The organism is Janthinobacterium sp. TPC_1, assembly GCF_056037845.1.
In genome coordinates this window covers 3,753,323-3,779,734 of the sequence record NZ_CP195157.1, presented here as the reverse complement: position 1 = coordinate 3,779,734, position 26,412 = coordinate 3,753,323, and the positions used below count along the sequence as shown (strand labels likewise).

24 protein-coding genes are annotated in these 26,412 nt (G+C 66.1%); 13 read left to right on the top strand and 11 right to left on the bottom strand.

Annotated elements, in window-relative coordinates; all coding sequences use genetic code 11:
• The first annotated feature begins 13 nt into the window (after positions 1-13).
• The 3 genes from ACQVLG_RS18555 (at position 14) to ACQVLG_RS18545 (ending at position 2,157) form a co-directional block, all read left to right on the top strand.
• The gene (locus tag ACQVLG_RS18555; protein WP_034784044.1) at positions 14-505 is read left to right on the top strand and encodes a peptidylprolyl isomerase; all 492 of its coding nucleotides are present in this window, start codon (positions 14-16) and stop codon (positions 503-505) included.
• An 86-nt stretch (positions 506-591) separates the two neighbouring features.
• Positions 592-1,338 carry a UDP-2,3-diacylglucosamine diphosphatase gene (locus ACQVLG_RS18550; RefSeq protein ID WP_474290557.1) on the top strand — a complete coding sequence of 249 codons (747 nt, stop codon included), beginning with the start codon at positions 592-594 and terminating at the stop codon, positions 1,336-1,338.
• Positions 1,339-1,407: 69 nt separating this feature from the next.
• Positions 1,408-2,157 (top strand): DUF72 domain-containing protein, encoded by a 750-nt coding sequence (locus ACQVLG_RS18545; RefSeq protein WP_474290556.1) that lies wholly within the window; start codon positions 1,408-1,410, stop codon positions 2,155-2,157.
• Here the strand turns inward: ACQVLG_RS18545 and ACQVLG_RS18540 are convergent.
• Positions 2,154-3,137, bottom strand: coding sequence for an NHL repeat-containing protein (locus ACQVLG_RS18540; protein WP_474290555.1), 984 nt, complete (start codon positions 3,135-3,137; stop codon positions 2,154-2,156). The genes ACQVLG_RS18545 and ACQVLG_RS18540 overlap by 4 nt on opposite strands.
• Positions 3,138-3,160: 23 nt before the next feature.
• Entirely contained in the window at positions 3,161-4,429 is a 1,269-nt protein-coding gene (locus tag ACQVLG_RS18535; protein WP_474290554.1) for an NHL repeat-containing protein, read from the bottom strand.
• 215 nt (positions 4,430-4,644) lie between these two features.
• Between ACQVLG_RS18535 and ACQVLG_RS18530 the strand changes: the two genes are divergently transcribed.
• The 4 genes from ACQVLG_RS18530 to ACQVLG_RS18515 are packed head-to-tail and all read left to right on the top strand — an operon-like array spanning position 4,645 to position 6,894.
• Positions 4,645-5,025 (top strand): GntR family transcriptional regulator, encoded by a 381-nt coding sequence (locus ACQVLG_RS18530; protein ID WP_289915998.1) that lies wholly within the window; start codon positions 4,645-4,647, stop codon positions 5,023-5,025.
• The gene (locus ACQVLG_RS18525) at positions 5,022-5,897 is read left to right on the top strand and encodes an ABC transporter ATP-binding protein (RefSeq protein ID WP_474290553.1); all 876 of its coding nucleotides are present in this window, start codon (positions 5,022-5,024) and stop codon (positions 5,895-5,897) included. Before ACQVLG_RS18530 ends, ACQVLG_RS18525 begins: the two co-directional genes overlap by 4 nt.
• An 11-nt stretch (positions 5,898-5,908) precedes the next feature.
• The gene (locus ACQVLG_RS18520; protein WP_474290552.1) at positions 5,909-6,766 is read left to right on the top strand and encodes a hypothetical protein; all 858 of its coding nucleotides are present in this window, start codon (positions 5,909-5,911) and stop codon (positions 6,764-6,766) included.
• Positions 6,763-6,894, top strand: coding sequence for a hypothetical protein (locus tag ACQVLG_RS18515; RefSeq protein WP_290125641.1), 132 nt, complete (start codon positions 6,763-6,765; stop codon positions 6,892-6,894). The genes ACQVLG_RS18520 and ACQVLG_RS18515 overlap by 4 nt, the downstream gene beginning before the upstream one ends.
• 441 nt (positions 6,895-7,335) lie before the next feature.
• Here ACQVLG_RS18515 and ACQVLG_RS18510 read toward each other — a convergent pair whose 3' ends face one another.
• A complete protein-coding gene (locus ACQVLG_RS18510; RefSeq protein ID WP_474290551.1) occupies positions 7,336-7,527 on the bottom strand; it encodes a hypothetical protein in 192 nt (63 codons plus the stop codon).
• Between the two features lie 125 nt (positions 7,528-7,652).
• On the opposite strand from ACQVLG_RS18510, the gene ACQVLG_RS18505 reads away from it, so the two are divergent.
• The 4 genes from ACQVLG_RS18505 (at position 7,653) to ACQVLG_RS18490 (ending at position 19,409) form a co-directional block, all read left to right on the top strand.
• On the top strand, positions 7,653-14,675 hold the full coding sequence (locus ACQVLG_RS18505) for a hypothetical protein (protein WP_474290550.1): 7,023 nt from the start codon (positions 7,653-7,655) through the stop codon (positions 14,673-14,675).
• A gap of 180 nt (positions 14,676-14,855) precedes the next feature.
• Positions 14,856-16,079 (top strand): TolC family protein, encoded by a 1,224-nt coding sequence (locus ACQVLG_RS18500; RefSeq protein WP_474290549.1) that lies wholly within the window; start codon positions 14,856-14,858, stop codon positions 16,077-16,079.
• A 28-nt stretch (positions 16,080-16,107) separates the two neighbouring features.
• A complete protein-coding gene (locus ACQVLG_RS18495) occupies positions 16,108-18,240 on the top strand; it encodes an ATP-binding cassette domain-containing protein (protein WP_474290548.1) in 2,133 nt (710 codons plus the stop codon).
• Positions 18,237-19,409, top strand: coding sequence for an HlyD family type I secretion periplasmic adaptor subunit (locus tag ACQVLG_RS18490; protein ID WP_474290547.1), 1,173 nt, complete (start codon positions 18,237-18,239; stop codon positions 19,407-19,409). The genes ACQVLG_RS18495 and ACQVLG_RS18490 overlap by 4 nt, the downstream gene beginning before the upstream one ends.
• Before the next feature lie 28 nt (positions 19,410-19,437).
• Here ACQVLG_RS18490 and udk read toward each other — a convergent pair whose 3' ends face one another.
• The 5 genes from udk to ACQVLG_RS18465 all read right to left on the bottom strand — a co-directional run bounded on the left by udk (position 19,438) and on the right by ACQVLG_RS18465 (position 22,953).
• Entirely contained in the window at positions 19,438-20,082 is a 645-nt protein-coding gene (gene udk, locus ACQVLG_RS18485) for a uridine kinase (RefSeq protein ID WP_230540971.1), read from the bottom strand.
• A gap of 109 nt (positions 20,083-20,191) precedes the next feature.
• On the bottom strand, positions 20,192-21,133 hold the full coding sequence (locus tag ACQVLG_RS18480) for a serine hydrolase domain-containing protein (protein ID WP_474295710.1): 942 nt from the start codon (positions 21,131-21,133) through the stop codon (positions 20,192-20,194).
• Positions 21,091-21,642 carry a serine hydrolase domain-containing protein gene (locus tag ACQVLG_RS18475; RefSeq protein ID WP_474290546.1) on the bottom strand — a complete coding sequence of 184 codons (552 nt, stop codon included), beginning with the start codon at positions 21,640-21,642 and terminating at the stop codon, positions 21,091-21,093. The genes ACQVLG_RS18480 and ACQVLG_RS18475 overlap by 43 nt, the downstream gene beginning before the upstream one ends.
• A gap of 343 nt (positions 21,643-21,985) precedes the next feature.
• Positions 21,986-22,234 carry a hypothetical protein gene (locus ACQVLG_RS18470; protein ID WP_474290545.1) on the bottom strand — a complete coding sequence of 83 codons (249 nt, stop codon included), beginning with the start codon at positions 22,232-22,234 and terminating at the stop codon, positions 21,986-21,988.
• 215 nt (positions 22,235-22,449) lie between these two features.
• Positions 22,450-22,953, bottom strand: a complete 504-nt coding sequence (locus ACQVLG_RS18465; RefSeq protein ID WP_230540974.1) for a DUF2199 domain-containing protein — start codon at positions 22,951-22,953, stop codon at positions 22,450-22,452.
• Positions 22,954-23,146: 193 nt separating this feature from the next.
• Between ACQVLG_RS18465 and ACQVLG_RS18460 the strand changes: the two genes are divergently transcribed.
• Together ACQVLG_RS18460 and ACQVLG_RS18455 are read left to right on the top strand one after the other, a co-directional pair.
• Positions 23,147-23,596, top strand: a complete 450-nt coding sequence (locus tag ACQVLG_RS18460) for a DUF4240 domain-containing protein (RefSeq protein WP_230540975.1) — start codon at positions 23,147-23,149, stop codon at positions 23,594-23,596.
• Between the two features lie 7 nt (positions 23,597-23,603).
• Entirely contained in the window at positions 23,604-23,972 is a 369-nt protein-coding gene (locus ACQVLG_RS18455; RefSeq protein WP_474290544.1) for a tetratricopeptide repeat protein, read from the top strand.
• Positions 23,973-23,988: 16 nt separating this feature from the next.
• Here the strand turns inward: ACQVLG_RS18455 and ACQVLG_RS18450 are convergent, their stop codons facing one another.
• The 3 genes from ACQVLG_RS18450 to rlmB form a co-directional block, all read right to left on the bottom strand.
• Positions 23,989-24,687 carry a YceH family protein gene (locus ACQVLG_RS18450; RefSeq protein ID WP_474290543.1) on the bottom strand — a complete coding sequence of 233 codons (699 nt, stop codon included), beginning with the start codon at positions 24,685-24,687 and terminating at the stop codon, positions 23,989-23,991.
• 9 nt (positions 24,688-24,696) lie between these two features.
• On the bottom strand, positions 24,697-25,446 hold the full coding sequence (cysE, locus tag ACQVLG_RS18445; RefSeq protein ID WP_099380115.1) for a serine O-acetyltransferase: 750 nt from the start codon (positions 25,444-25,446) through the stop codon (positions 24,697-24,699).
• A gap of 216 nt (positions 25,447-25,662) precedes the next feature.
• Complete coding sequence (gene rlmB, locus ACQVLG_RS18440; protein WP_474290542.1) at positions 25,663-26,409, bottom strand: 23S rRNA (guanosine(2251)-2'-O)-methyltransferase RlmB; 747 nt, start codon at positions 26,407-26,409, stop codon at positions 25,663-25,665.
• Positions 26,410-26,412 lie beyond the last annotated feature (3 nt).

The window sequence follows — 26,412 nt, the reverse complement described above, 5'->3', positions numbered from 1 at the left end:
ATTAAGGATCATCATGACCTCCGTCATCATCACCACCAATCTGGGCAAGATCACCGCTGAACTGGACGCCGAGAAAGCGCCGAAAACGGTTGCCAACTTCCTGGCCTACATGAAAGCTGGTCACTACGACAACACGATTTTCCACCGCGTCATCGACGGCTTCATGATCCAGGGCGGCGGTTTCGAGCCAGGCATGAAACAGAAGCCTGCCGACACCACCGTGGAAAACGAAGCCAAGAACGGCCTGAAAAACGACACGTACACGCTGGCCATGGCCCGCACGTCGGATCCGCACTCGGCATCGGCCCAGTTCTTCATCAACATCAAGAACAACAGCTTCCTCGACTATCCAGGCCAGGACGGCTGGGGCTACGCCGTATTCGGTAAAGTCACCGAAGGCAAGGAAGTCGTCGACGCCATCCGCGCCGTGAAAACCTCGCGCGCCGGCATGTTCGCCGATGTGCCAGTAACCGACGTCATCATCGAAAAAGTCGAAGCAGTTTAATTCGGCTACTGCATCATGAATAACAGGCATTGCAGCGTTTGCGCCTCTCCATGCACTTCACTTCTTGGGAGCGTTGAACGATGACAATGCCTGCCGCACTCTTTATTTCCGACCTGCATCTGCAGAGCTCGCATCCGCGCACCAGCGCGGCGTTTCTTTCTTTCCTGGAACACCATGCGCAATATGCGCAAGCGCTGTATCTATTAGGCGACCTGTTCGAATACTGGGCCGGCGACGATGACCTGGAAGACCCGTTCAATGCGCGCATGACGGCCGCCATCCGCGCCGTCAGCGATGCTGGCGTGCACGTCTACTGGATCGCCGGCAACCGCGACTTTCTCGTCGGCTCCGGCTTTGCCGCCGCCGCCGGCGCTACCCTGCTCAGCGAACCGCACGTGGCCACAATTGCCGGCCGGCGCATCGTCTTGCTGCATGGTGACGCCGAATGCACGAAAGACGTCAGCTACATGGAGTTTCGCGCCATGGTGCGCCAGCCCGCCTGGCAAAAGCAGTTCCTGTCCATGCCGCTGGCGCAGCGCAAGGCCATCATCGACGGTTTGCGCAAGAGCAGCCGCGAGCACAATGGCGAAAAATCCATGGACATCATGGATGTCACGCCCGACGCTGTCGCCCAAGTATTTGCCGAAAACGCCAGCACCGTCATGATCCACGGCCATACGCACCGCCCTGCCCTGCATAAAGTTGACGAAACCTTGCGCTATGTCTTGCCGGACTGGGAATGCGACGTGGAACCGCAACGCGGCGGCTGGATCGCCATCGATGCACGCGGCAACATCACGCGCCACAAGCTGAACGGCGACATCATCGACTAGGCGAAAGCTGACTCCGCCACGGGGTTTAGTCCGATAGCGCCATAGGCCGGCCTGCGCTGTAATGGCGCCATGCACACTCGCTACATCGGCACGGCCGGCTGGAGTATTTCCAGCGCCGCCGCCCGCCACTTCCCCCTCGATGGCAGCCACCTGCAGCGCTATGCCCAGGTGCTGGACTGCGTGGAAATCAACAGTTCTTTCTACCGCCCGCACCAGCCGTCAACCTACGCGCGCTGGGCCGACAGCGTACCCGGGCATTTTCGCTTCAGCGTGAAATTGCCGCGCAGCATCACGCACGAACGGCGTTTGCACGATGGCACTGCCGAGCTGGAACGCTTTGCGGGGGAAGTCATGCAACTGGGGAATAAATTGGGCTGCGTGCTGGTGCAGCTGCCGCCCAGCCTGCGTTTCGAGGCGGACGTGGCCTTTGACTTCCTGACTGCGCTAAGGCAACGCTTCGACCGCATGCTGGCCTGGGAGGCGCGCCATCCCAGCTGGTTCGAGGAAGGTGCGACCACGCTTTTGACGATACAGCGCATCACGCGCGTGCGCGCCGACCCGCCCGCCGGCCAGCCGGGGCCGCACGTGCCGACCACGGAGGCCGCCTACGTGCGCCTGCACGGCAGCCCGCGGATTTACTACTCGGACTACCCTGCCGACTACCTGGCGGCCCTGGCCAATGAACTGGCCGCACGGGCGCCAGCGAACAGCTGGTGCATCTTCGACAATACGGCGGCCGGGGCCGCCCTGCTCAATGCACTGGACTTGCAGGCGCGGCTGATGGGCTTGCCAACCGCGCCTGACCGAAGTCCCGCCTAAGGCAACGGCGTCTGGACGATGGCGCGGGCGGTATAACCATACAAGGTTCCGTTGCCAAAAGCCAGGACCTCCACGATGGGATTGCCCCATGCCAGTTGCGGTGAGGAAATGACCCCGGCCGCATCGATCTTGCGCACGCCATCCTGGCCGCTCAGGTACAGGTTGTCGGCCTTGTCGATGGCCAGGCTGGGCATGCCGGCAAAGGACAGGCTGCCCACGCCAGGCGCACCGTCGGCATTTTTAGTCGAGTACAGGGTGCCGGCAAACACGGTCACGGCGCCGGAACGATCCGCCTTGAAGATCACTTGATGATAATAGTCATCAAAATACAGATTCCCCTTGCTGTCAAATACCATGCTGTAGGGCAGAATATCTTGCAAGCCGAGCTCACTGTCGCTGAAGGAGCGCGCGAGGGTCTCAAAGGACACAAACAAGGAAAATACGCCACCGGGCGGGCGCCGGTAAATCCCCCCGCCCAAAGCCTCCGTCCAGGTGATATAGCCATCCTTGTCAACCGCCAGGATATACTGCTGAAGGCCAAAACCGTCTGCTGGCAATGGCTCAACGGTGGACATGACCCCGTCGGCATTGATCTTGCGCAAATTAAATGAAGCAGAATTCGGCGCCCTGTCCGCCACATACACGGCGCCATCCGCGCCGCAAGCAATGGCCACGGGGCTGAGCATGGTCGCGCTGAGCCGTGGCCCGTCATCGCTGCCGGCGCGGCCGGCAATCCCCGCATGGACTTCCAGCTTGCCGTTTGGCGCGAGCCGGCGCAATACCTTGTTGGCCGCATCGAGCAGATAGACATTCCCTGCAGGGTCGCCGCACATGCCCGACGCCCTGACCGTACCCACGCGGGCCGCAGCGCCCACGCCGTCCGCCGGCCCGGCTTCGCTCAGCATGACAGGCACGGTCACAATCCTGTTGCCGGCATCCACCCGGCTCAAGCGCGGCAGACTGGCATCGTAGACCAGCATGGCGCCTGACTCCTCGCGCAATATCAGCGCGAGGTTTTTCCAGTCGACAGGTTCCCCGCAGCATCAGGCACCAGGCGCCCCACGACCGTCGTCACCTCGCCATCGGGCGCCATGCGGCGGATGGCGTCGCGGTCGACCAGCAACAAATTGCCGCTGCGCTCGAACACCATGCTGCGCACGCCCCTGAAGCTGGCATTGACGCCCTTGCCATCATAGCCAGTCGTTCTCGCATTGCCAGCAATCAGGAAAGCCTGGCCATTGTCAAGGCGATATATCTTACTGCCGCCATAGTTACTCAAGTAAATGACGCCGATGGCATCGAGCGCTATCTGACCTACCTGCCCTGCCCGCGGCTGGCTGTTCGGTTCGAAAAACATGACAGACATGGAGCTGACCACGCCATCTGGCGTCACCCGGCGAAGCGTGGACTGCCCATCATCGGCGAGCAGCAGATCGCCGTTACGCTCCACGGCCATGCTGCTTATCCATCCGAACCCCGCTTGCGCTCCCGGCCCATCGGCATACACAGGCGTGCCATTCGGCGCGACCGGTGTCGCGCCGCAATTGGCGCGGCGCTTGCCGGCCAGTGTACTGACCACCCCGGCAGGCGTAATTCTTCGCACCAGGCCATTGCAGCTATCGGCCACGTACAGATTGGACTGGCCGTCGATCGCCAGCGGTGCACGGCCGCCGCCCATGTTGAAAGTCGCGCTGGCCCCAGGCCCGTCAACGGCACCAGCCTTGCCCGGCATGCCGGCGTAGATACTCAGGTTGCCGTCAGGGGTGAGCTTGTGGATCACCTGCGTGGACGAATCGGCGAAATAAGAATTGCCCGCGCCATCCTGCACCATGCCATCGACACGCTGGATCTGTTCCTGCACCCCGGCCAGCAAGACAGGCAGGCAACGCACGGCCAGGGTATCGACATCCGCGTTGCCCATGGTCGCCGCGCCTGGGGCGATGCTGCAGCCCAGGCCGGCGGAGGCGCTGTCGACCTTGCCTTGATACGCAGTGCCCGCCGCCAGCTTGCCGGCAAAGCTGAAGCGACCGTTGGCCGTGACGGTCACTTTATCCGCGCCGTTCGCCAGCACGACGCTGGTGCCAGGCAGCAAGCCGCTGACCGTGCCGCCCAGCAGGTATCGTGGCGTTTCGACAGGTGCTACGGGCGTGGCCGCGCCACCGCAGGAACCGCCGCCACAGGCGCTCAGTAGCGCCAACAGGGCGGCGCCGCAGCCGGCACGCCTGAACAGGTTTTGCACTTCCTCAAAGCAATTTAACATTTCTGCTTTCATGGTTGCTGGCGCCGGTTCGGGCCAAAAGTTATCAAGTAAGATTCTCAAACACGCAACATTATAGTTTCCTCATGGATAGAAAAGCATCAAAATGTTGACATTTGCATTTTCACTGTTATAGTTAACTACAACACCAACTCAATACATCACGGAGCCACCATGCCGACAGCATTTTTTACGCGCCGCACCGCCCCGCCCTTGTCGGAGCGCATCCCATGAGCACGGAATGGAACGACAATAGCCCCATCTACCGCCAGCTCAAGGCCAGGGTGGTGGGCATGATGCTCGATGGCGTGCTGCAATCCGGCGACGCCTTGCCGTCGGTGCGCCAGGTGGCGGCCGATTATCAATTGAATCCCATCACGGTTTCGCGCGCCTATCAGGAACTGGTCGACGATGCCCTGGTGGAAAAACGCAGAGGACTCGGCATGTATGTACTGGAAGGCGCCCGCGACAAATTGCTGGCCAGCGAACGCGAGCGCTTCCTGCGCGAAGAATGGCCGGCCTTGCTGGAACACATCACGCGCCTGGGCCTTGACCTCGATCAACTACTGCAAGCGAGCCGCGACGGCGGCGCACACGGAGAGAACGCATGAATGCATTGAACAAGGACAGCGTCATCAGCGCGCGCGGCTTGCGCAAGCAGTATGGCAAGCAGACGGCCATCGCCGGCATCAGCTTCGATATCGCGCCGGGGCGCATCGTCGGCCTGATCGGGCCTAACGGCTCCGGCAAGACCACCACCCTGAAAGCCATTCTGGGCCTGACGGGCTTCGATGGCGACTTGTCGGTGCTGGGGCGCGATCCGCGCGTGCAGCGCGACGCGCTGATGGAAGACGTGTGCTTCATCGCCGACGTGGCCATCCTGCCGGGCTGGCTGCGCGTGGCCGACGCCATCGATTTCGTTGCCGGCGTGCATCCACGTTTCGACCGCAGCAAGGCCGAACGCTACCTGGCCCACACCAAACTGTCGCCGAAGATGAAGGTCAAGGCCATGTCCAAGGGCATGGTGGTGCAGCTGCACCTGGCACTGGTGATGGCCATCGACGCCAAACTGCTGGTGCTCGACGAGCCGACCCTGGGCCTGGACATTTTGTACCGCAAGCAGTTCTACCAGAACTTGCTGGAAGACTATTTCGATGAAAACAAGACCATCGTCATCACCACGCACCAGATCGAGGAAGTGGAGCACATCCTCAGCGACCTGATGTTCATTCGCGACGGCCAGATCGTGCTGGCCTCGAGCATGGAAGAAGTCGTCGGCGAGCGCTACATCGAAGTGATGGTGGGCCCGCAGCACGTCAATCCCGCGCGCGCCCTGCAGCCGATCAGCGAACGCAGCGTGTTCGGCAAGTCGGTGATGCTGTTCGACGGCGTCGCCCGCACCCAGCTGGCCGCCCTGGGCGAAGTCCGCACGCCCAGCCTGGCGGACCTGTTTGTCGCGACCATGAAAGGATCGTACCAATGAGTATTTCCCCCATGAACAAAATGCAGTGGCTGCTCCGGCGTGAATTGTGGGAACACAAGGGCATGCTGGTGTGGACGCCCGCCATCATCGGCATCGTCATGACGGTGCTGGGCGCCCTGATGGCGGCCGCGACCGTCGCCAGGACCAAGATGCACACGGCGCTCATCGTCAATGGCGAGGAAATTTCCTGGAGCACCGTCTTCAATACCCGCACCTTCGGCCCGCGCCGCGCGGAAATCATCGACGCCGTCGCCAATAACTACACGTACGCGGCCGCGCCGCTGTTCCTGGCACTGGGCTTCCTCGTGTTTTTCTATTGCCTGAGCGCCCTGCATGACGACCGCCGCGACCGCAGCGTGCTGTTCTGGAAGTCGCTGCCCGTCTCGGATGCGCAGACGGTGCTGTCGAAGGCGGCCATCGCCCTGCTGGTCGCGCCGCTGCTCGTGGCCGCCGCCGCCAGCCTGACGTCGCTGGCCCTGATCCTGATCCTCAGCGGCGTGCTGGCGGCCAACGGCATCCACGTGTTTGCCGAACTGCTGGCCTCCCCGGGCCTGTACCTGGGACCGCTGCGCGTGTTCGGCTTGCTGCCCGTGTATTGCCTGTGGGCCTTGCCGACGGTCGGCTGGCTGCTGATGGTCTCGAGCTGGGCCAGGTCGAAAGTCTTCCTCTGGGCCGTCGGCGTGCCGCTGCTGCTGCTCGTCTTGACGGTCTGGGCCGGCAAGCTGACGCAGACGGAAAGCGGCGTCGAGTGGATACAGATGAATGTCATCGGACGCGCCCTGCTGGGCACTCTTCCGGCAGCTGGTACCTGTTCGAACCGGAACTGCTGCCGCACATGCACGCGCTGGCAGAGGGGGGCTCGCACATGACGCGCATCGATGTATTCAGCAATTCCTGGTCCAGCCTGGCCTTGCCTGCCGTCTGGCTCGGTGCGGCGGCGGGCGCCGCGCTGATTTACGCCGCCATCCGCCTGCGCCGCTGGCGCGAGGAAGGCTGACGGCGCAACATCACTGCCCCGTAAAAAAAACGCCCCGCCCGTCGGGGCGTTTTCCATTTCCGCCCCAATCCCCGTCCTGAAAGAATAACTACCGCACTGATAGTTATTATGAAAGATCCCTTACCGCATTCAGGCTATTCAATTGATAGCAATAATACGATATAAGAATTACAAATAATTATTTCTATCGTATTTTATTCCCAATTACATTTGACAATTTCCATACAAAAAAGCAACAGCTTGCAATTCGATAGCGATATGTTTTTTTAATAAACAATGCGGAAATACCGGAGCATGTCAGCAGATTCAGCCGCAAAGTCCCATTTCGTGACAATTCGTGATTATTCACTTGCGCAAAGCTTGACAGAATAGTGGCATGAAAAGTGATCAAAATTAAATTGAAAGTTTCAAAATTGAAACCATCACCAGAGGAGGATACAGCTAGGGACCACACGCCAACACCGTTCCCTGCCGCTGAGTATCGCCTGACCAGCCAGTTGCAGGCGAAACAGCATACGAAAAAATAGCACCATGCGAAACAACTATAAAAATGATATTTTTAATATCTCTGAATAAGTGTTCTGTTGTGCCAGCGCTTTTTTTCCAGTTATGTTTTACTTTCATCACCCACATCAGCAATACCCAAGTTCGACCACGGCCCAAGCCTCGCCGGAGTAATCAAGGAAAAGAATTTCATTATTGATTTTTAATATCCTGAAAAATTGAACGAACACATAACCTATTCCGGAGAATTTCAAATGGCCACCACCCCGAATCCAGCACAAGTTCCCGTCAATGCCGAAGGCGCTGCCGCCAAGATCGCGACACCCGCAAAAAAGGCCCTCAATCCAAAAAATGGCGACCGCAAGCAATATGACGAAGATGAACTGATAAAAGGGGCCGATGCCAGTGCGACCATGCCGCCTGAAAATGTCGTGGAAGTCACGGAAAGCGCCGATAACGGCAATGCCGCCGCCCTGGGCACGGCCGCGGCCGTGACAGCGGCGGCCCTGGCCGCAGGCGGCAGCGGCGCGGCCGCAGGTCAGGCTGGCGCCGACCTCGGCACGCCGCAAAGCGATAACAACGGTGCTGCCACGGGTGCGGCGGGCACTGGCGCGGGCGCCGCCGGCATCCCCAGCGGCAGTGTCGTCGATGTCGCCGGCACTTCGGCTGGCGCGGGTGCCGGAGCCGGAGCCGGCGTTACAGATGGGCAGGGCGGACTTGGCGTGCTGGGCGTACTCGGCGGCCTTGGCCTGATTGCCGCGGCAGCGGGCGGCGGCGGAGGCGGTGCCGCGGCCGGCGGTGCCGGTTCGGGTGGCACGGGGACAGGAGGTAGCGGCACCGGCGGTACGGGTACGGGCACGGGCGGCACCGGTGGCACGGGCACGGGCGGCTCCACCGGCGGCCAGGGCGGTACAGGAAATCAGTCCAGCACCACCGTCGTGACCGACGCCGCCGTGCTGGCCGCCGCCGCAGCGGCCGCCGCCGCCGCCAATGCCCTGGCCGATGACGCCGCAGCCGCCGCGGCAGCTGCCACGGCAGCAGCATCGCTGGCAGCGGCGAATGCCGCCATCCAGGCAGACCAGCTGGCGGCGCAGGCCGCCGCCGCCGCGGCAGCAGCCTTGCTCGCCGCCAATGACGCCACCAGCGACGATATGCTGGCGGCCAGCACGGCCGCCGCCGTACCCGGCGCACAAGCGGCCGCTACCGCCGCCACGAATGACGACATTGCTGCCGCTACTGCCACCAACGCCGCCGCCGCGTCCCAGACCGCCACCACCTCGGCACAAAACGCCGATGCGGCTGCCGCTACGGCCGCCGCCAACGCCGCCGCCGCGCACGCCGCCGCCGATGCGGCGCAGACGCAAGCGGACCAGACCAACGCCCCGGCGCTGCAAGCCATCGCCGATGCGGCCGACGTCGTCGCCAACGCCGCCAACACCCAGGCAGCGCTGACCGATGCGGCGGCGCTCGGTGTCATCTCGGCAAATGATGCCGCCGCTGCCGCCGCCGCCACGGCGCTGGCCAATGCCACGGACGCCGCCGCGCTGGACCTGGCGGCAAGCGCCGCCGCCAACGCTGCCGTCGCCGCCGGCATCCAGGCCAGCCTGACGGATGCCGCCGCCCTGGCGCTCGTCTCCGATGCCGATGCCGCCAATGCCGCCGCAGCCGCCGGCGTGGCCGCCGCCACCGATGCCGCCACCCTGGCCGCCGCCTCGAATGCCGCCACGACCGCCGCACAAAATGCCGCCCTCCTCGCCGCCGCCACCGACGCCGCCGCACTGGGCATCGCCGCCACCGCCGCAGCGAGTGCCGCCGCCGCGGCCAGCACGCAAGCGGGCCTGACCGATGCCGTCGCCTTGAGCATGGCAGCGGACGCCGCTGCCGGCGTCGCCGCCCAGGACGCCTCGATCGCCAACGCCACGGACGCCGTCGCCCTGCAGGCCGCCGCCAATGCGGCCGCGACGGACGCCGCCAATGCACAGACGCAGGCGAACATGACGGACGCGCCAACCCTGGGGCTGATCGCCGATGCCGCCACCCTGGCGTCGGACGCCGCGCAATTCCAGGCCGGCCTGACGGATGCTGCGGCACTGGCCCTGATTTCCGATGCCGACGCCGCCGCCGCGGCTGCCGCGGCCGTCACCGCCAACGCCACCGATGCCGCCGTACTCGACGCCGCCGCAGCCGCCGCCGCCACCGTGGCCGCGAATGCCGTCGCCGCCGCCAGTCTGAGCGACGCGGCCGCCCTGCAAATCACGGCCGATGCGGCCGCCAGCACGTCCGCCAGCGCCGCCACGCAAGCGGGGCTGACCGATGCGGCCGCGCTGCAAGTGATTTCCGACGCCGATGCCGCCGCCGCGCTGACGGCGCAAACGACGGCCAACCAGACGGATGCGGCGGCCCTGGCCGCTGCCGATGCGGCGGCCGCCAGCGATGCCGCCAATGCACAAACCGTTGCCGGCCAAACCGATGTCGTTGCTCTTCAACAAGCCGCCGACCAGGCCGATGCCGATGCGGCCGCCGCCAATATGCAAGCCAGCCTGCTGGACGTCAACGTCGCATTGAATGCCTTCAATCTCGCCAACCTCGCCGCCCTGGCCGCCAACGTCACGGCTGGCCAGACCAGCGTCGTCGACCTGACGGCCACCGTCAATACCTTGCAGCTCGATGCCGACAATGCCGATATCACTGCCGCGCTGTTCGATGCCACCATCCTTGCCGGCATTTCCACCGCCGATGCGCTGACGGCGAACATCGCGCAAGCCACCGCCGACCTGACCAACGCCGCAGCGCTTGCCGCCACCGCCGCCAGCGCCGTCTCGGCGGCGGAACTGGCCGCCCAGCTGGGCGGAATCGATATCTCCGCCGTCAGCGCGGCTGCCGCCGCTCAGGCCGCCGCCACGAGCGCCGCCGCCACGGCCGCGCTGACCGACGCCGGCGCGCTGGGCATCATCTCCACTGCCGACGCCGCCGCTGAAGTTGCCGCGCAGACAGCAGTCACCACCTTGACGGCCGCCAATACGCTGGCGCAAAACGCCCTGGCCACGGCGCAATTTGTTGCCAGCCAGACCGACGCCGTGGCCCTGGCCGCAGTATCGTCGGCCGCCGATGTGGCCGCCGCCGCGGCCGTCACGACGGCCGGCCTGACCGATGCCGCCGCGCTGAGCCTCATTTCCACCGCCGATGGCCTGGCCGCCGCCTCGGCCGCCAGCCTGGCAGCGCTGACGGACGCCACGGTGCTGGGACTTGCCTCCACGGCCGATGCGGCCGCCGCTGCCGCCTTGCAGACAACGGCCGACCTGACGGATGCCGCCGCCCTGGGCCTGGCCGCCGCCGCTGCCGCTGCGGCCGCCAATACGGCAAGCAATGTTGCCAATCTGACCGACGCCGTGGCCCTCGGCACCCTCTCGACGGCCGCCACCACCGCCGCCAACACGGCTGCGGCGACCGCCGCGCTGACGGATGCCACGGCCCTGGGCCTGGTCGCCACGGCCAATGCCGCCCTCGCCGCCACGGCCCAGACGACGGCCAACCTCACCGATGCCGTTGCCCTGGGCCTCGTCTCGACGGCCGCCAGCACGGCCGCCAGCCTGGCCGCTACCACCGCCAACCTGACCGATGCCGTTGCCCTGGGCACCGTTTCGACGGCCGCCACGGCCGCCGCCAACACGGCTGCCGCCACCGCCGCGCTGACCGACGCCGTCGCCCTGGGGCTGACGGCAACCGTCGACGCGGCTGCCGCTACCGCCGCGCAAACCACAGCCAGCCTGACCGATGCCGTCGCCCTGGGCCTGGTGGCGACCGTCAATGCCACCGCCGCCGCGACCGCCGCCAGCGTCGCCGGCCTCACCGACGCCGTCTTGCTGGGCACGCAACATACGCTCAATGTCACGGCCGCCACCGTGGCCGCCACCAAGGCCGCCCTGACGGATGCGGCCGCGCTGACCACCGTCGCCAACAACGACGCCGCGAATGCCACTGCCCTGGCAGCCTATTCGGCGGCCCACCCGCTCGACCTGGTGGCCGCGCTGGCCGCCACCGTTGCCGCCACCACGGCATCCTTGTCGCTCGCCGCCGCACAGTCGGCGCAAGCGGACGATGCGGCAGCCGCCTCGGCGGCGGCCACGGCGGCCGCCTCGCTGACGGCCCTGAACAATGCGGTGGCAGCCGACAATGCCGCCACCGCCGCGGCCACCCTGGCCCTGACTTCCCAGGCGGCAGCCACGGCGGCGCAACTGGACGATACGGCTGCGGCGACTGCGGCCGGCGTGGCCGCCACCTCGCTGGCAGCGGCCCAGGCCGCGCAGGCGGCCGATGCGGCCGCCGCCGCGACGGCCGCGACGGCCGCCAATGCCCTGGCCGCCCTGAATGCGGCACTGGCCGCTGACGCGAATGCGGCCGCCACGGCCGCTGCCGCCGTGACGGCAAACGCAGCCACCGCCGCCGCCATCGCCGACGACCTGGCGGCAGCGACGGCAGCGACTCTGGCCGCCACCTCGCTGGCCGCTGCGCAGGCAGCACAAAACGCCGACAATGCCGCCGCCAGCGCCGCCACCATCGCCGCCAACGCGCTCGCTTCGCTGAATGCGGCCCTGGCCGACGATGCGGCCGCCGCCGCGGCCGTGCTGAACTCCACCAATGCAACGGCGGCCGCCGCCGCCGCTACCGCCGCCGACACGGCTGCCGCCACTGCCGCCGCCGTGGCCGCCATCTCGGCCGCCGCCACGCAGCACGCGCAAGCGGACGATGCCGCGGCCGCCGCGGCCGCCCTCACGGCATCCATCTCGCTGGCAGCCACGCAAGCCGCGCAGGCGGCCGATCTCGCCGTCGGCACGACCGCGGCGACGGCAGCGAGCGCGCTGGCCGCGCTGAACCAGGCCCTGGCCGACGACAACGCCGCCAGCGCCGCAGCGACGGCGGCCAGCAACGCGCAAGCGGCCCTGACTGCCGCCACGACGACGCTCAACGCGGCGATACTGACTGCCAGCGCCTCGCTCGCTGCCACCAATGCCGCCTTGGGCGACGACGCCACGGCGGCAAGCACGGCGGCGGCAGCAGCGGCGGCCCAGCTCCTTTCCGATGCGGCCTTGCTGGCCGATGGCGCCCTGGCGGCCCTTGCCACGACGGCCAACAACGCGCTGGCAGCCGCCAGCGCGGCGCTGGCCGCCGACGATGCCGCCGCCAATGCCGCGCATACGGCAGCCCTCTCGGCGGCCGCCACCCTGGCCGCGCAACTGGCCGACACGGCAGCCCTCGATGCCCATGCCGCGCTGAACGCGGCCATCGCCAACCTGAACGCCGCCGTGACGGCCGATACCAACGCCACGGATGCCGACAATGACAAGACCCTGAAATTGAACCTCCTCCTCGCCGCCCAGAGCGCGGCCGATGACGCGGCCCAGGCCAATGCCAATGCGGCAGCGGCCCATGCGGCACTGGCAGCGGCCCAGGCCGACGATGCGGCGGCCGCCACCGCTGCCACGAATGCGGCTGCGGCGCATGCGGCGGCGGTGGCGGCGCAAAATGCCGATGCCGCCGCGGCAGCCGCGGCGGCGCAAGCGGCCATTTCCCTTGCCGCCACCCTCAATGCCCAGGCCGACGACGCCACGGCGGCAGCGGCCGCCACGGCAGCGGCGAATGCGCAACTGGCGCTCGACGCGGCCCTCGCTGCCGACGCCAACGTCGCCGCCACCGCCGCCGCGGCAGCCGCCGCCCAGCAGGCAGCGCAAAATGCGCATGCCGACGATGCCGCTGCAGCAGCGGCAGCGACGGCCGCCGCCATTACCCTGGCCGCCACGCAGGCGGCACAAGCCGATGACGCGGCGGCAGCGCTGGCAGCGGCCAACGCCGCCAACGCCCAGGCCGCGCACAACGCCGCCGTCGCCGACGACCAGGCTGCAGCGGATGCCGCAGCTGCCGCCTCCCTCGCGCAAGCGGCAGCCACGGCTGCAGCAGCCGCCGATGCGGCCGCCACCGCCAGCGCCGCGGCAGCGGCATCCGCACTGCTCGCCGCGCAGGCAGCGCAAGCCGACGATACGGCGGCCAACCAGGCTGCGGCCAATGCCGCCGCCGCCGCCGCCGCGCACACGGCAGCCATCGCCGCCGACGCCCTTGCCGTCAGCACGGCAGCGACGGCGGCCAGCGCACTGGCAGCGGCCACCGCTGCACAGAACGACGACGCCGCCGCCGCGGCAGCTGCCGCCCAGGCCGCCGCCTCGCTGGCCCTCACGCAGCAGGCACAGGCCGACGACGCGGCTGCGGCGGCGGCCACCCTCAACGCCAATAACGCCGCGGCAGCGGCGCTGGCCGCCCATGCAGCCGATGCCGCCGCGCCGCTGGCGCAGGCACAGGCAGCCGCGTCCCTGCTGGCCCTGCAAGCGGCGCAAGCCGACGATGCCGCCGCCGCCAGCGCGGCAGCGGCTGCGGCACAAGCGCATGCCAATGCAAACGCGGCGCAGGCGGACGACGCGGCGGCGGCCCAGGCCAATGCCGACGCGCAGGCAGCCGACATCGCCCTGGCGCAAGCGAATGCCATCGCCGCGCAAACGGACGCCAATGCCCTGGCCGTCGTGTCGAATGCGGACGCCGCCCACGCCGCCGCCGTGCAAGCGCTGGCCGACCAGACCGACGCACTGGCGCTCACCCAGGCCGCCGATGCGGCAGCGGCAGCGGCGCTGGCGGCGGCGCAGACGGCCGACCTGACGGACGCCAACGCCCTGCACCTGGCAGCCGACGCGGCCGCCAACGCCGCCCTGCAAGCGCAGGCGCAGGCGGACCTGACGGACGCCAACGCGCTGACGGCGGCGGCGAACGCCGATGCCGCAGCGGCAGCGGCAGCCCAGGCCCAGGCCGACCTGACCGATGCGAGCCAGTTGTTCATGCTCAGCCAGAACGCCCTGCACAACCCGCTGACGGTGGCCGACTTCAGCACGGGCCTGCCGGCCGCCGGCGGCGACGTGATCGACATGTCGGCCATCGCCCACCTGACGGCATCGGTAGCGGTGAACGTCAACGTGGGCACCGACTTTGGCAACGACAACCTGTTCATCTTCGACGGCACGGCCGTGTCGATCGGCGCGGCCGCCAGCGCCATCGCGGCCGACAACAGCGTCCTGTCCGGCCAGGGCTACATCGTCATCGCCGATGCGCAAAACAGCGGCGCCGTGACGGTGTATCACTCGAGTGACCTGAGCAACGCCAACGCCATCGACACGGCGCTGGTGCTGCTGAGCGGGGTGAACATCACGCAGCTGACGGCCGCCAACTTCGTGGTCTGACGCCGTGGTTCCACGCCAGGCGCCGCGCCTGGCACGGCAGCGGGAGCGCACGGCAGCGCGCTCCCGCCCATACCTTGAAATGCGTCAGGCCTGGTGCCGGAAAAATACGGGATGAGATCAAGCGGTTCCGCAGCATTATTCTCTCTGCCACGCATCGCGGCCTTGCTGGCGGCCGTGGCCATGGCATCGGCATCCCCTTTCGCCGGCGCCCAGGGCGCCACCGCCTGGAGCTTCGACCAGGTCTTGCAGCAGGCGCTGCAAAGCCATCCGGCCGTCCAGGGCAAGCGCTCGGCGCAGGCGGCCGCGCGCGCCGAGCTCGATGGCGCGCAATGGCAGCGCTTTCCCAGCCTGTCGGCGGAAGTGCCCGCCGGTTCGCAGGAAACGGGCGGCGTGGTGCGCATCGAGCAGCCGCTGTGGAGCGGCGGGCGCATCGACGCCGGCATCGATGCCGCCGGCAGCCGGGTCGACGCGGCGGGCGCGGCCATCGAGGAAGAACGCCTGAGCCTATCCCTGCGCGTGATTGCCGCCTACACGGAAGCGCTGCGCCAGACGGCGCGCGTGCGCTCGGCGGAAGCGGGCCTGGCAGAGCACCAGCGCCTGCTGGACATGATCAAGCGCCGCGTGGCGCAGTCGGTCAGCTCGCAGACGGATCAGCGCCTGGCCGAATCGCGCGCCTACCAGGCCGCCAACGACGTGTCGAATGCGCGCCAGGCGCTGGACAACGCGCTGGCGCAGCTGTCGCAACTGGCCGGCAAACCCGTGCGCCTCGTCAGCGCCACCGGCATCGGCGTGGGCGAACCGCTGCCCGACGCCAGCCTGGAGCGGGTCATGCGCCAGGCCATCGGCTACTCCCCCACCCTGCACCGCCTCGCTTTCGAGGCGCAGGCCGCCGACTCGGACATCACCCTGCAGCGCTCGGCCTACATGCCGAAAGTGGTGCTGCGCATGGAAAAGCCGACGGGCGGCATGAATGCCGACAACCGCACGCGCGCCATGCTGGTGCTGCAGGCGCAGCCGGGCGCCGGCCTGTCGGCCAAGGCCGGCGTGGATGCCGCCGTGGCCCGGCGCGAAGGCGCGCGCGCCGCGCACGATGCGGCCGAGCGCGATGTGCGCGAACGTTTCACGCTGGACTGGAACGAGGCCGAGGCCAGCCGCCAGCGCCTGGGCAACGCGGGCGAGGCCAGCGCCACCTCGACGCAGGTATTCGAATCGTACGCACGCCAGTACGTGATCGGCCGCAAGAGCTGGAACGATGTGCTCAACGCCGTGCGCGAAGCGACCCAGGCGCAATTTTCGCTGGAAGACACGCGCGCGCAGGCGATTGCCGCCAGCCTGCGCCTGGCGGCGCAAACGGGCACCCTGGCCGGGCGCACGGCGCCCGCCGCGTCGATGCGCGCCAACTGACCGCCGCAGAATCTAACCGGGAGACAGCGTGGATACCCCCCTCAAACATGGCTTGCTGACACTCATCGAGCGGGCCGCCCGCCTGAAGGGCCAGCACGTGCCCGCCGCACGCCTGGCCGACCTACAGCGCCTGCTCGATGACGTCGACGACAACGGCGCGCCCGCGATGATCCTTACCGCCATCTGGCAGGCGGCCGGACTGGAGGGCGCGGCGCGCGCGCTGCACGCGCCGACGCCGGGCGAGCTGCCGTTCGCCGTCTACAGCGCCAGCACGGGCTGGGGCTTGCTGCAATCGCGCGGCGCCGACGGCGCCTGGCGCGGCGAAGGCATCGATGGCCGCACCTTGCAGCTGGCATCGCTGGCTGGCCTGGATTGCGTGGGCCTGCCGCGCCGTCCCGAAAAGAGCACGGCGCGTCCCGGCGCACTGGGGCTGGTGCGCAACGCCCTGTGGCTGAAGAAAAGCATGTTTATCGACGCCGTGCTGGCCACCACGCTGGTGACCCTGCTGACCATGGCCACGTCGCTGTTTTCCATGCAGGTGTACGACCGCGTGATCCCGAACCAGAGCTTCAGCACCCTGTGGGTACTGGTGGTGGGCGTGGCCCTGTCGATCGGCCTGGAATTCATCCTCAAGCAGGTGCGCAGCCGCATCGTCGACCACTCGTGCAATGACGTCGACCATGAACTGTCCGAGTGGTTTTTCCAGCGCATGCTGGGCATCCGCATGGAAGCGCGCCCCGCCTCGGTTGGCACCCTGGCGGCGCAGGTAAAAGGTTTTGAAATGGTGCGCGGCGTGCTCACGTCGACATCGCTGTTCGTGCTCACGGACGTGCCCTTCGCGCTGATTTTTCTCGCCATGATCACCATCATCGGCGGGCCGCTGGTGGTGGTGCCGCTGGTGGCCCTGCCGCTGGCCCTCGTGTGCGGCCTGATGTTCCAGCGCGCCATCGAGAATCACACGCGCAGGAACCTCAACGCCAGCAACCGCAAGGCGGGCCTGCTGGTGGAAGCCGTCGATGGCGTGGAAACCCTCAAGGGCAGCAGCGCGGAATGGATGATGCAGGCGCGCTGGGCCGAACTGGTGGCCGAGACCAGCCACGCGGAGCAGAATATCCGCGACTATGCGGCCCTGTCGCAAAACATCACGGCCGCCTTCCAGCAGCTGACCAACGTGGCGCTGATCTCCATGGGCGCGTGGTTCGTGGCCGAGAACCAGATGACCATGGGCGCCCTGATGGCGTGCACCATCATCAGCAACCGCGCCCTGATGCCCATCGTGCAGCTGCCCGCCGTGATGGTGCAGTGGGCGCATGCGCGCGCCTCGATCGACGGCCTGGAACAGGTCATCAGCCTGCCCAACGAAGCGGACAACGCGCAGTTCGCGCTGACGCCGCGCAGCCTCGATACGGGCTTGCGCTTCGAACGCATCCGTTTTACGTATGGCGGTGCGCAAAAGGTGGCGCTGGAAGTGGACAACCTGGCCATCCGCCCCGGCGAGCGCGTCGGCCTGGTGGGCGCCATCGGCTCGGGCAAGAGCACCTTGCTGAAACTGGCCTCGGGGCTGTACCAGCCGGCCGAAGGCAAGGTGTACCTGGGCGACGTCGACATGGCCCTGCTGGCGCCGGCCGTGGTGCGCGAAATGATCGGCTACCTGCCGCAGGAGACGCGGCTGTTCAGCGGCACCCTGCGCGACAACCTGCTATTGGGACTGGCCGACCCGGGCGAGGAAGCGATCCTGGCGGCCGCCAAACGCACGGGATTGATCGAGCTGATACTGGGCCAGCCACGGGGCCTGGCGCTGGCCATCACCGAGGGCGGGCGCGGCGTATCGGGCGGCCAGCGGCAATTGATCGCCGTCACGCGCCTGCTGCTGGCCAAGCCGAAAATCTGGCTGCTCGACGAGCCGACGGGCGCCATGGATGCGAAGACGGAGGCGCGCATCGTCGGACTGTTGGGCGAACTGGCGGCCGAAGGCGTGACCATGGTCGCCACCACGCACAAGAACGCCCTCTTGCCCCTGCTCGACCGCCTGGTGGTGCTGCAGGCGGGCCGCGTGCTGCTCGACGGGCCGCGCGACTTTGTGCTGGCCAAGCTGTCGGGCAAGCCGCAGGCCGTACCCAGTGCCGCAACCGCGCCCGTGGCGCAAGGAGCCGTCGCATGAAACTGGCCAAGGTCGAAGCGCGGGAAGAAGCCAAACGGGGCCGGGTGCTGATCTGGAGCTGCACGGCGGCGCTGGCGGGTGTCATCGCCTGGGCGTCGTGGGCGGAGCTGGACCAGGTCACGCGCGCCAACGGCCAGGTGATCGCCAGTTCGCGCAACCAGATCATCCAGGTGGCCGACGGCGGCGTGCTGGCCGAGCTGCGCGTGCATGAAGGCAGCATCGTGAAAAAAGGGGAACTGCTGGCCCGTTTCGACCGCACGCGGGCCGAGACGAGCTACCTGGAAAGCACGGCCAAGGCGGCTGGGCTGAAGGCGGCCGTGGCGCGCCTGCAGGCGGAGGTGTTTGGCGGCGCGCCGAAGTTCCCGCCCGAACTGCAGGCGTTTCCGGAATTTCGCGCCAACCAGCTGGCCCTGTTCAGCAAGCGCCAGGGCGCCGTGCAGGCCGAAGTGGTGGGCTCGCTGGACAGCGCCATGAAGCTGATCAGGGAAGAGCTGGAAATGAATCTGCCGCTGCTGGAAACGGGGGACGTCAGCCGCGCCGAGGTGCTGAAACTGCGGCGGCAGGTGGTCGATATCCAGGCGCAGATCACCAACCGGCGCAACAAATACCTGCAGGACAGCCAGACGGACCTGGTGAAAGCCCAGGAAGACCTGGCCGGCGTGCTGCAGACGGTGACGCAGCGCAAGGAGCAGCTGGGTTCCACCGACATCTACGCGCCCACGGACGGCATCGTGCGCAACGTGCGGCTCACCACCCTGGGCGGCGTGGCCAGGCCGGGCGAGGAAATCCTGCAGATCGTGCCGACGGACGACGACCTGATCATCGAGGCGAAAGTCAAGCCGGCCGACATCGCCTTCATCAAGCCGGGCCTGCCCACGGCCGTGAAACTGGACGCCTACGACTACGGCATCTACGGCCGCCTGCGCGGCACCGTCAGCTACATCAGCGCGGACACCTTGAGCGAAGACAACAAGGGCAACGAGCAGCCCTACTACCGCGTGCAGATCAAGACCAGCGGGCGCAATCTGATGGGCAAGAATGGCGAGCCGATCCTGATCCAGCCCGGCATGACGGCCACCGTCGAAATCAACACGGGCCGCAAGACGGTCTTGCGCTACCTCACAAAACCGATCACCAAGACGTTTTCGGAGTCGCTGGGGGAGCGGTAAGGCAGCGGGCTACCGCAACTGGCCAATTTCAGCCGGCCGGCTTCAGGCGGCCGATGACGCTCGCCACCTTGGCGGTAATCATGTCGACCGCGGGGCCATTCGCGCCGTGCGGCAAGATGACATCGGCATTGCGCTTGGTCGGTTCGATGAATTGCTTGTGCATGGGGCGCACGGTTTCCAGATACTGCTCGATGACGCTTTCCACGGAACGGCCGCGTTCCGTGATATCGCGTTGCATGCGGCGGATGAAGCGCACGTCGGAGGCCGTGTCGACAAAGATCTTCAGCGACATCATGTCGCGCAAGTCTTCGTCATACAGGGCAAACAGGCCTTCGATCACGATCACCGGGGCCGGCTTGACCAGAATGGTCCTGTCGGAGCGGTTGTGCAGCGTAAAGTCGTACTCCGGCATCTCGATCGATTCGCCGTTGCGCAAGGCCTGGATGTGCTGTACCAGCAATGGCCACTCGAACGCCTGCGGATGGTCGTAATTCTGCTGGCGGCGTACTTCCGGGGAAAGGTGGGTCTGGTCGCGGTAGTAGTCGTCCTGCATCACGACAGAGACCATGTCGGCGCCGAACGAAGCGAGCACTTGCTGGGATACGGTGGACTTGCCGCTGCCGCTACCGCCTGCGACACCGATGACAAATGGTTGGAAAGAAATCTTATTCATGCCGAATGATACCGGAAACGGGGCCGTACCGACAGGGAGCGGCCGCAGCAACATAGCGTTGCGGCAATTTCGCGGCGCCTGCCGCACGGCCGCCCTGGCCCTGGATCCGCTAATCGACGCGCGGCACTGCCTCGGCAAGCCGCGTACCCTGGCGCGGCCGGCCATCGACAAAGATAAGGGTCTGGATCCTGCCGTCGCCATTCTTATCGAAATGCAATGTAGCATCCTTTTCACGCATGAAGTAATCGTAGTCCCCTGCCGGGATCAATTCCACTGGTACCGGACCGACCGGCGGCCCGGCGATATACAGACGGCCATTCTCGTGGCTGACGCGCAGCGTCGTGTTGGTCACGCCAAAATCACCGGCAAACCGGGCGAATAAGGCGGCATTCGGCTGGGCGGCGACGCGTTCCCTCGGGCGATAGTCTTCCCATCCATACTCGGCAGCAATGCTGCGCGCGATTTCTTCTATCAGCATCCAGCCGTTATCCCCATTGGCGAGAATGACCGCGCCCTGCCCCGTACGCTCATACGCAAACAGCAGCGCCTTGTAGCCGGCATTCGAGCCGCTGTGATGGAATGCCGGTTCAGCTGCCGCATGATCGAGTTCGAAACCGAGGCCATAACTGCCGCGCACGGGCGTCAGCATCGCCCTTGCCTGCTGCGGCGTGATCAGCTGCCCATCCTGTCCCGATGCAGCGCGCTGGACGGCGAGCGCAAACAGCGCCAGGTCATGGGCCGTGCTCCATAGCCCCGCTGCGGCCAGTTCCGGATAGGCGCGCCAGTTTCCCGCTACAACGCTGCCGTCCGCCGCATGGCCAGATGCGGCGCGCGTGGCGAGCGCTGGCGGCAGCGACTGCGCATAGAGCGTATCGCGCATGCCGAGCGGGGCAAATACCGTTTCACCGGCCAGGACGCCGAACGGCCGGCCAGTCGCGTCATTCAGATATTGCTCAAGCACAACATAACCAAGGCCGGAATACGCGTAGCGGCCGCCCACGCGGGCATCTACCGTGACGGGCGGATTCGTCGCCGGGCGCGAGCCGGCCAATACCTGCAGCAGCGTCGGCTGCGGTGCATCGCTGCCGTAGCCTGGCAAGCCGAATGTTGCATGCCAGCGGTATGGCTGAGCAGCGCCCGGGCCGTCACGGCCGGCTGCGCGCCGGGCACCTGCCACTGGCGCAGCCGCCGGTTGACGTCTTCATCAAGATCGATCTTTCCCTCGGCCGCGAGCCGCACCGCCATCAGGGCGGCCACCGGCTTGCCGATCGAGGCTACCTGAAACAGCGTGCCGGAGGTGACGGGGCGGCCCGTCCGCGCGTCGGCAACGCCGTAGGAACCGCTCCATTCCACCGCGCCGGCATTGATGACGGCGAGGCTCACGCCCGGCACGTTCAGGGAATGCATCCGCTCGGCCAGCCGCATGGCATGGACAGGCGCCCCGCGCACGGCAACGGGCTGCAGCAAGCCGCTCTCAACGCGCGCCTTGCGGGCCGTCACCGCGCCGCTGTCGCCCTGCGCATGCACGTCAATCACCCCTGCCGCCAGCAGCAAGGTCAAGACATTTCGCATCATCATATGGCATCCCATTCGTTGCCGAGGGCGGCTTGCATGCCGTCGGAAGAACCTACTATCCATACTGCAAGGCAGACTGGCCCGCAGCTCCGTGCTCGCCGGCACGTACGCGGCCCGCTTGCACTCCTTCTTTTCTTCCGGCGCAACGGCCGCCGTCATGCCCGGCATGATGAGCTGGGCAGCGGAGTTGTACTTCTTGCGGATGACCTGCTTGCCGTAGGGGGGTATGGAAGCGGTAAATGCCCGATGCGCGTGCAGGCAACGCCACGGCAGGCGGGGCCGTGCTGGTCGAACCACGGGGCGGCCGGGCCTTGCCGGCCGCAGGCGGTCACCGGTGGGTCCCAAACAGACCCAAGGCGAGATACGCCAGAACGACTACGATGAAGGCAATGCCGCAGTAGGTTGACCACATCATGAACTTGCCCTCGGCGCTGCCCTCCTTGCTCAGCCTGGAATAATAAGCCCACGCATCTCCTGGCTCATAGGCTTTTTTCTTGCGGTGCTTGTAGTCGATGATCTGATTGGGAATGCCAAAAAAGATGATAAACAACAACAAGATACCCTTTAACACTAGCATATCGCTCTCCGCCTGTAGTTGCATGCATGTCTGTACCGCCAGGCTGGTCGTCAGCGTGGCGGATGATTCACCGTATGGGATGGCGGCACGAGAGCATAACGAAATGCCATGCAAAAAAAGTCACACATTGTCACATTCGCATGCATGGCGGCTTCTGCCGTCGCGACGAGCCCCTGGCGCAGTCGGTGAGCTCGGCAGCGGCACCTGGCGGGCGGTCAGCTGCCATGCAGCAGCTGCGCATACAGCCCGGCCACCCGCTCGGCGGTGATGCCGTCGCGCTGCTCCACCGCCAGCGGATGGTCAGTCGGCTCCAGCTCGATCGCCGGGCGCAGGCCGTCGTCGCGCAGGTGCACGCGGGTTTTCAGGTTCAAGGTGTCGGGATAGGCAGGCAGGCGCGTGCTGAGCCAGCCGAAGAAGGGGCCGACGTGCGAACGCCTGGCTTCATGGAAGCACGCGTCCCAGGCGTCGAAACTGTCGCCGCTCAATGACACCCACACGCCCCAGCTGAATGGCTCGTCGGAGCCATGCACGGGGACGTCGATGGTGGCGCGCACGAAGCAATATTCTTCGTCGACGATGCAGGCGTCGCTGTCCATCTGGCAGCGCGCCGTCCGTTCGGCGGGCGCCATCTGCTCGTACAGCCACGGTGCGTCGGCGCCGAAGCCGGGCATGCCCGTGTGGGTCTCGCCGCAGGAGCGGCACAGGAAGGAAAAACTCATGCGTAAAAGCCGCTTATTCGAATTGTTTGGGGTGTTGAACGCAAAATAGTTACTTAGGGAAACCGCGCGCTTGGCATTCGAGCAAGATGATATTCTAAACAAGCTCAAGATGCACAGACGGGACGACTCGCGCCACCGGTATTGCATGCCTGACCTCTTTCCGTATCGATTGACTATTTACCAGGGAATAACAATGAACGAAGAAAAATTTTGGCAGCTGATAGAACAAATCGACCGTGCAGCCCTGGAAGACGGCGACGCCGATGCTGCGGTGGAACCATTGATCGCAGCACTCGCCGAGTTGCCAGTCAAGGACATCAAGGGCTTCGAAGAGTGCCTGGCTCAAGCACTGTACCAGCTCGATGGCAAGGTGTTTGCGGACCATGCCGGCAATTCAGGAAAGTCGGATGACGGTTTCCTGCATGCGCGCTGTTTCGTCGTCGGCTCGGGCAAGGCCACGTATGACAGCGTGCTGGCCAACCCCACGCTGATGCCCGATCAAACGGACGAGTGGCTGGAAGAACTGTTGAGCGTCGCTCCCGAGGCTTGGTCCGAGAAGACCGGGCGCGACACCGATGACTGGGAGTTTACCGCCAGCGTCGATTATGAAACCGGAAGCAATTCCGCCGCCTGGCCTGACTAAGGCGGCAATGGACGCCATCGCCGCGAGCAAGGCTCATATAACGCTGGCCGAAGGCGATGCCGGGCAATGGGATGCGCACATGGCGGCAGCGGAAGCCGTGTTGCGCAGCGCCTGGCAAGGGGCCCGGCAAGACACCGCCCTGATCACTTGCCTGGGCGCCGTGCTGTGCGACCAGGGCAAGTATCGGGACGCCGTCAACGTACTGGAAACGGCGCTCAAGCTGGGCTCGACGGACAGCCATACCCATTACAACCTGGGGGTGGCCCTGGCGGGACTGGCAAAACCCCGCAGGGCCATGGCGCAATTTGGCAAGGCGCAGGGGCTTGCCGCGTCCAGCCTCACCTGGACCGCCTATTTCGACGCGCAGGCCCAATAGGCGCGTGGCCGGAAAATTATTCGAACTGCTTGCGGAACGCCTCGAACTGCGCCGCCAGGCCATCGAAATCGCTGCGCAATTGCAGCACTTCCTGTTCCAGCTGGGCGACACGGCTGCCCTGCTGCGGCGCGCTGACGGCGCCGGCGAAACCGGCCGCCGTCTCGCTCTGCGCCAGCGCTGCCTCGCCGCCCAGCAAATGGCCGTAGCGCGGCTCCTTGGCGCCGGGGGCGACGGCCAGCTTCGCCACCAGCGGCGGGTATTTGTCGATCAGAAACTGCAGGCCGGATTCCACTTCCGCCACGGACTTGAATTCATGCACGCGGCCGCTGCGGCTGCGGATTTCGCCCGCCGTCTGCAAGCCGCGCAGCATCAGGATCGTCAGGATGGCCAGCTTGTCCTGTTCCAGCGACCATTTGATGCGCATGCGGTGTTCGTACTTGGCGACCCGGGCGCCCGCCTGCGTGATGCCGTTGACGAATTTGCGCTGCATCAAACGCTGCAGCACGTCGTAGACGGTTTCCTCGGACAGGGCCATGACGGGGTCGCGGCTGGACAATTGATTGCAGCCGTTCGTCAGCGCGTTGAGCGACAGCGGATAGCTGTCCGGCGTCAGCGCTTCCTTTTCGGCCAGCACGGCCAGCACGCGGATCTCGAACGGGTCGAGCAGATTCGGATTGTCATTGCCTTTTTCGCCTGCCGTCACATCAGTGTTCATCCTGTATCCTTAATCAACCAGCTTGTTCATTTGCTCAGAATCAAATTTATCACATTCAGGCACGCCCTGGCAGCATATGCCCGCCGCCTTCAGGGTGGCGAGGATGGTCTCGATGCGCTGCTCCTGCGCCACAGCATGCGTGATCAGGCCCTGCAGGGCTTTCGACAGGGGATCGTCGCCGTTGGGCGTGACGCCATACGCGGCAAACAGGTGCGCCGTGCTGCCTTCGCGCAAGGCGCTGACATCCTTTTGCACGATGTGCGCGGGGTTGCCGACGGCCGTCGCGCCCGACGGCACGGGTTTCAATAGCACGGCGTTCGAGCCCACCTTGGCGTACTCGCCCACGGTAAAACTGCCCAGCACCTGCGCGCCGGCACCGACGATGACGCCCCGCTCCAAGGTCGGATGGCGCTTGGCGCCGCTGTGCAGCGAGGTGCCGCCCAGGGTGACCCCCTGGTAGATGGTGCAATCGTCGCCGACGACGGCCGTCTCGCCGATCACCACGCCGAAGCCGTGGTCGATGAAGACGCGGCGGCCGATGACGGCGCCAGGGTGGATTTCGATGCCCGTGATGATGCGGGCAAGGTAGGAGATGAAGCGCCCCACCCACTTCATGCGCCGCGTCCAGCACCAGTGCGCCCAGCCGTGCATGACGATGGCGTGCAGGCCGGGATAACAGGTCAGCACCTCCCAGCCATTGCGGGCGGCGGGGTCACGTTCAATGATGCTGTTGATATCTTCGCGCAGGTGGTGGAACATAATGAAAATGGATAAGGTGGAACGCAAATGGTAGCGTATTCGGCGGCGTGCTGCCGGAGAGGCAGATAAACAACCGCCGCCTCAAGGGCGGCGGCTTATCAAGTACGCTCAACCCAAAGGCGAAAGTGCCGGGGTCGTACCCTGAGGGTACGACCCCAGGATTTGCTTTTGGGGTAAAAATAGATCAAGCAAACGGCACGCTGAGGACTTGTCCGCTTATTTCGGCTCCAGCGCGATGCGCTGGCGGCGGGCTTCGTAGAGACACACGCCCGATGCCACGGACACGTTCAGGCTCTCGACGGAGCCGAACATCGGGATGCTGACGAGGATGTCGCAGGTGTCGCGCGTCAAACGGCGCATGCCTTCGCCTTCGGAACCCATGACGAGCGCCGTCGGGCCCGTGAAATCGGCTTCGTACAAGCCTTTTTCGCCGTCGTCCGAGGTGCCGATCAGCCAGATGCCGCGCTCCTTCAGTTCGCGCATGGTGCGCGCCAGATTCGTCACGGTGATGTAAGGCACGGTTTCGGCGGCGCCGCTGGCGACCTTGGCAGCCGTGGCGTTCAGGCCCACGGCGCGGTCCTTCGGCACTATGACGGCATGTGCGCCGACGCCGTCGGCCACGCGCAGGCAGGCGCCCAGGTTGTGCGGGTCGGTGATGCCGTCGAGAATCAACAGCAGCGGCGGGCCGTCGATGGCGTCCAGCAGCTCGTCGAGGTTGCGCGCCAGCGACAATTGCGAAGCAAACGCGATCACGCCCTGATGACGGCGCGTGCCGACGATCTTATCGAGACGCGACGAATCGACGGGCATGACGCGCACGTTGGCCGCCTTGGCGGCGGCGATCATGTCCTTCATGCGGCCGTCGACGCGGCTGGCATCGACGAAAATTTCTTCCACGGACGACGCTTCATGACGCAGACGCGAGGTGACGGCGTGGAAGCCGAAAATCATTTTATTCTTCATTAT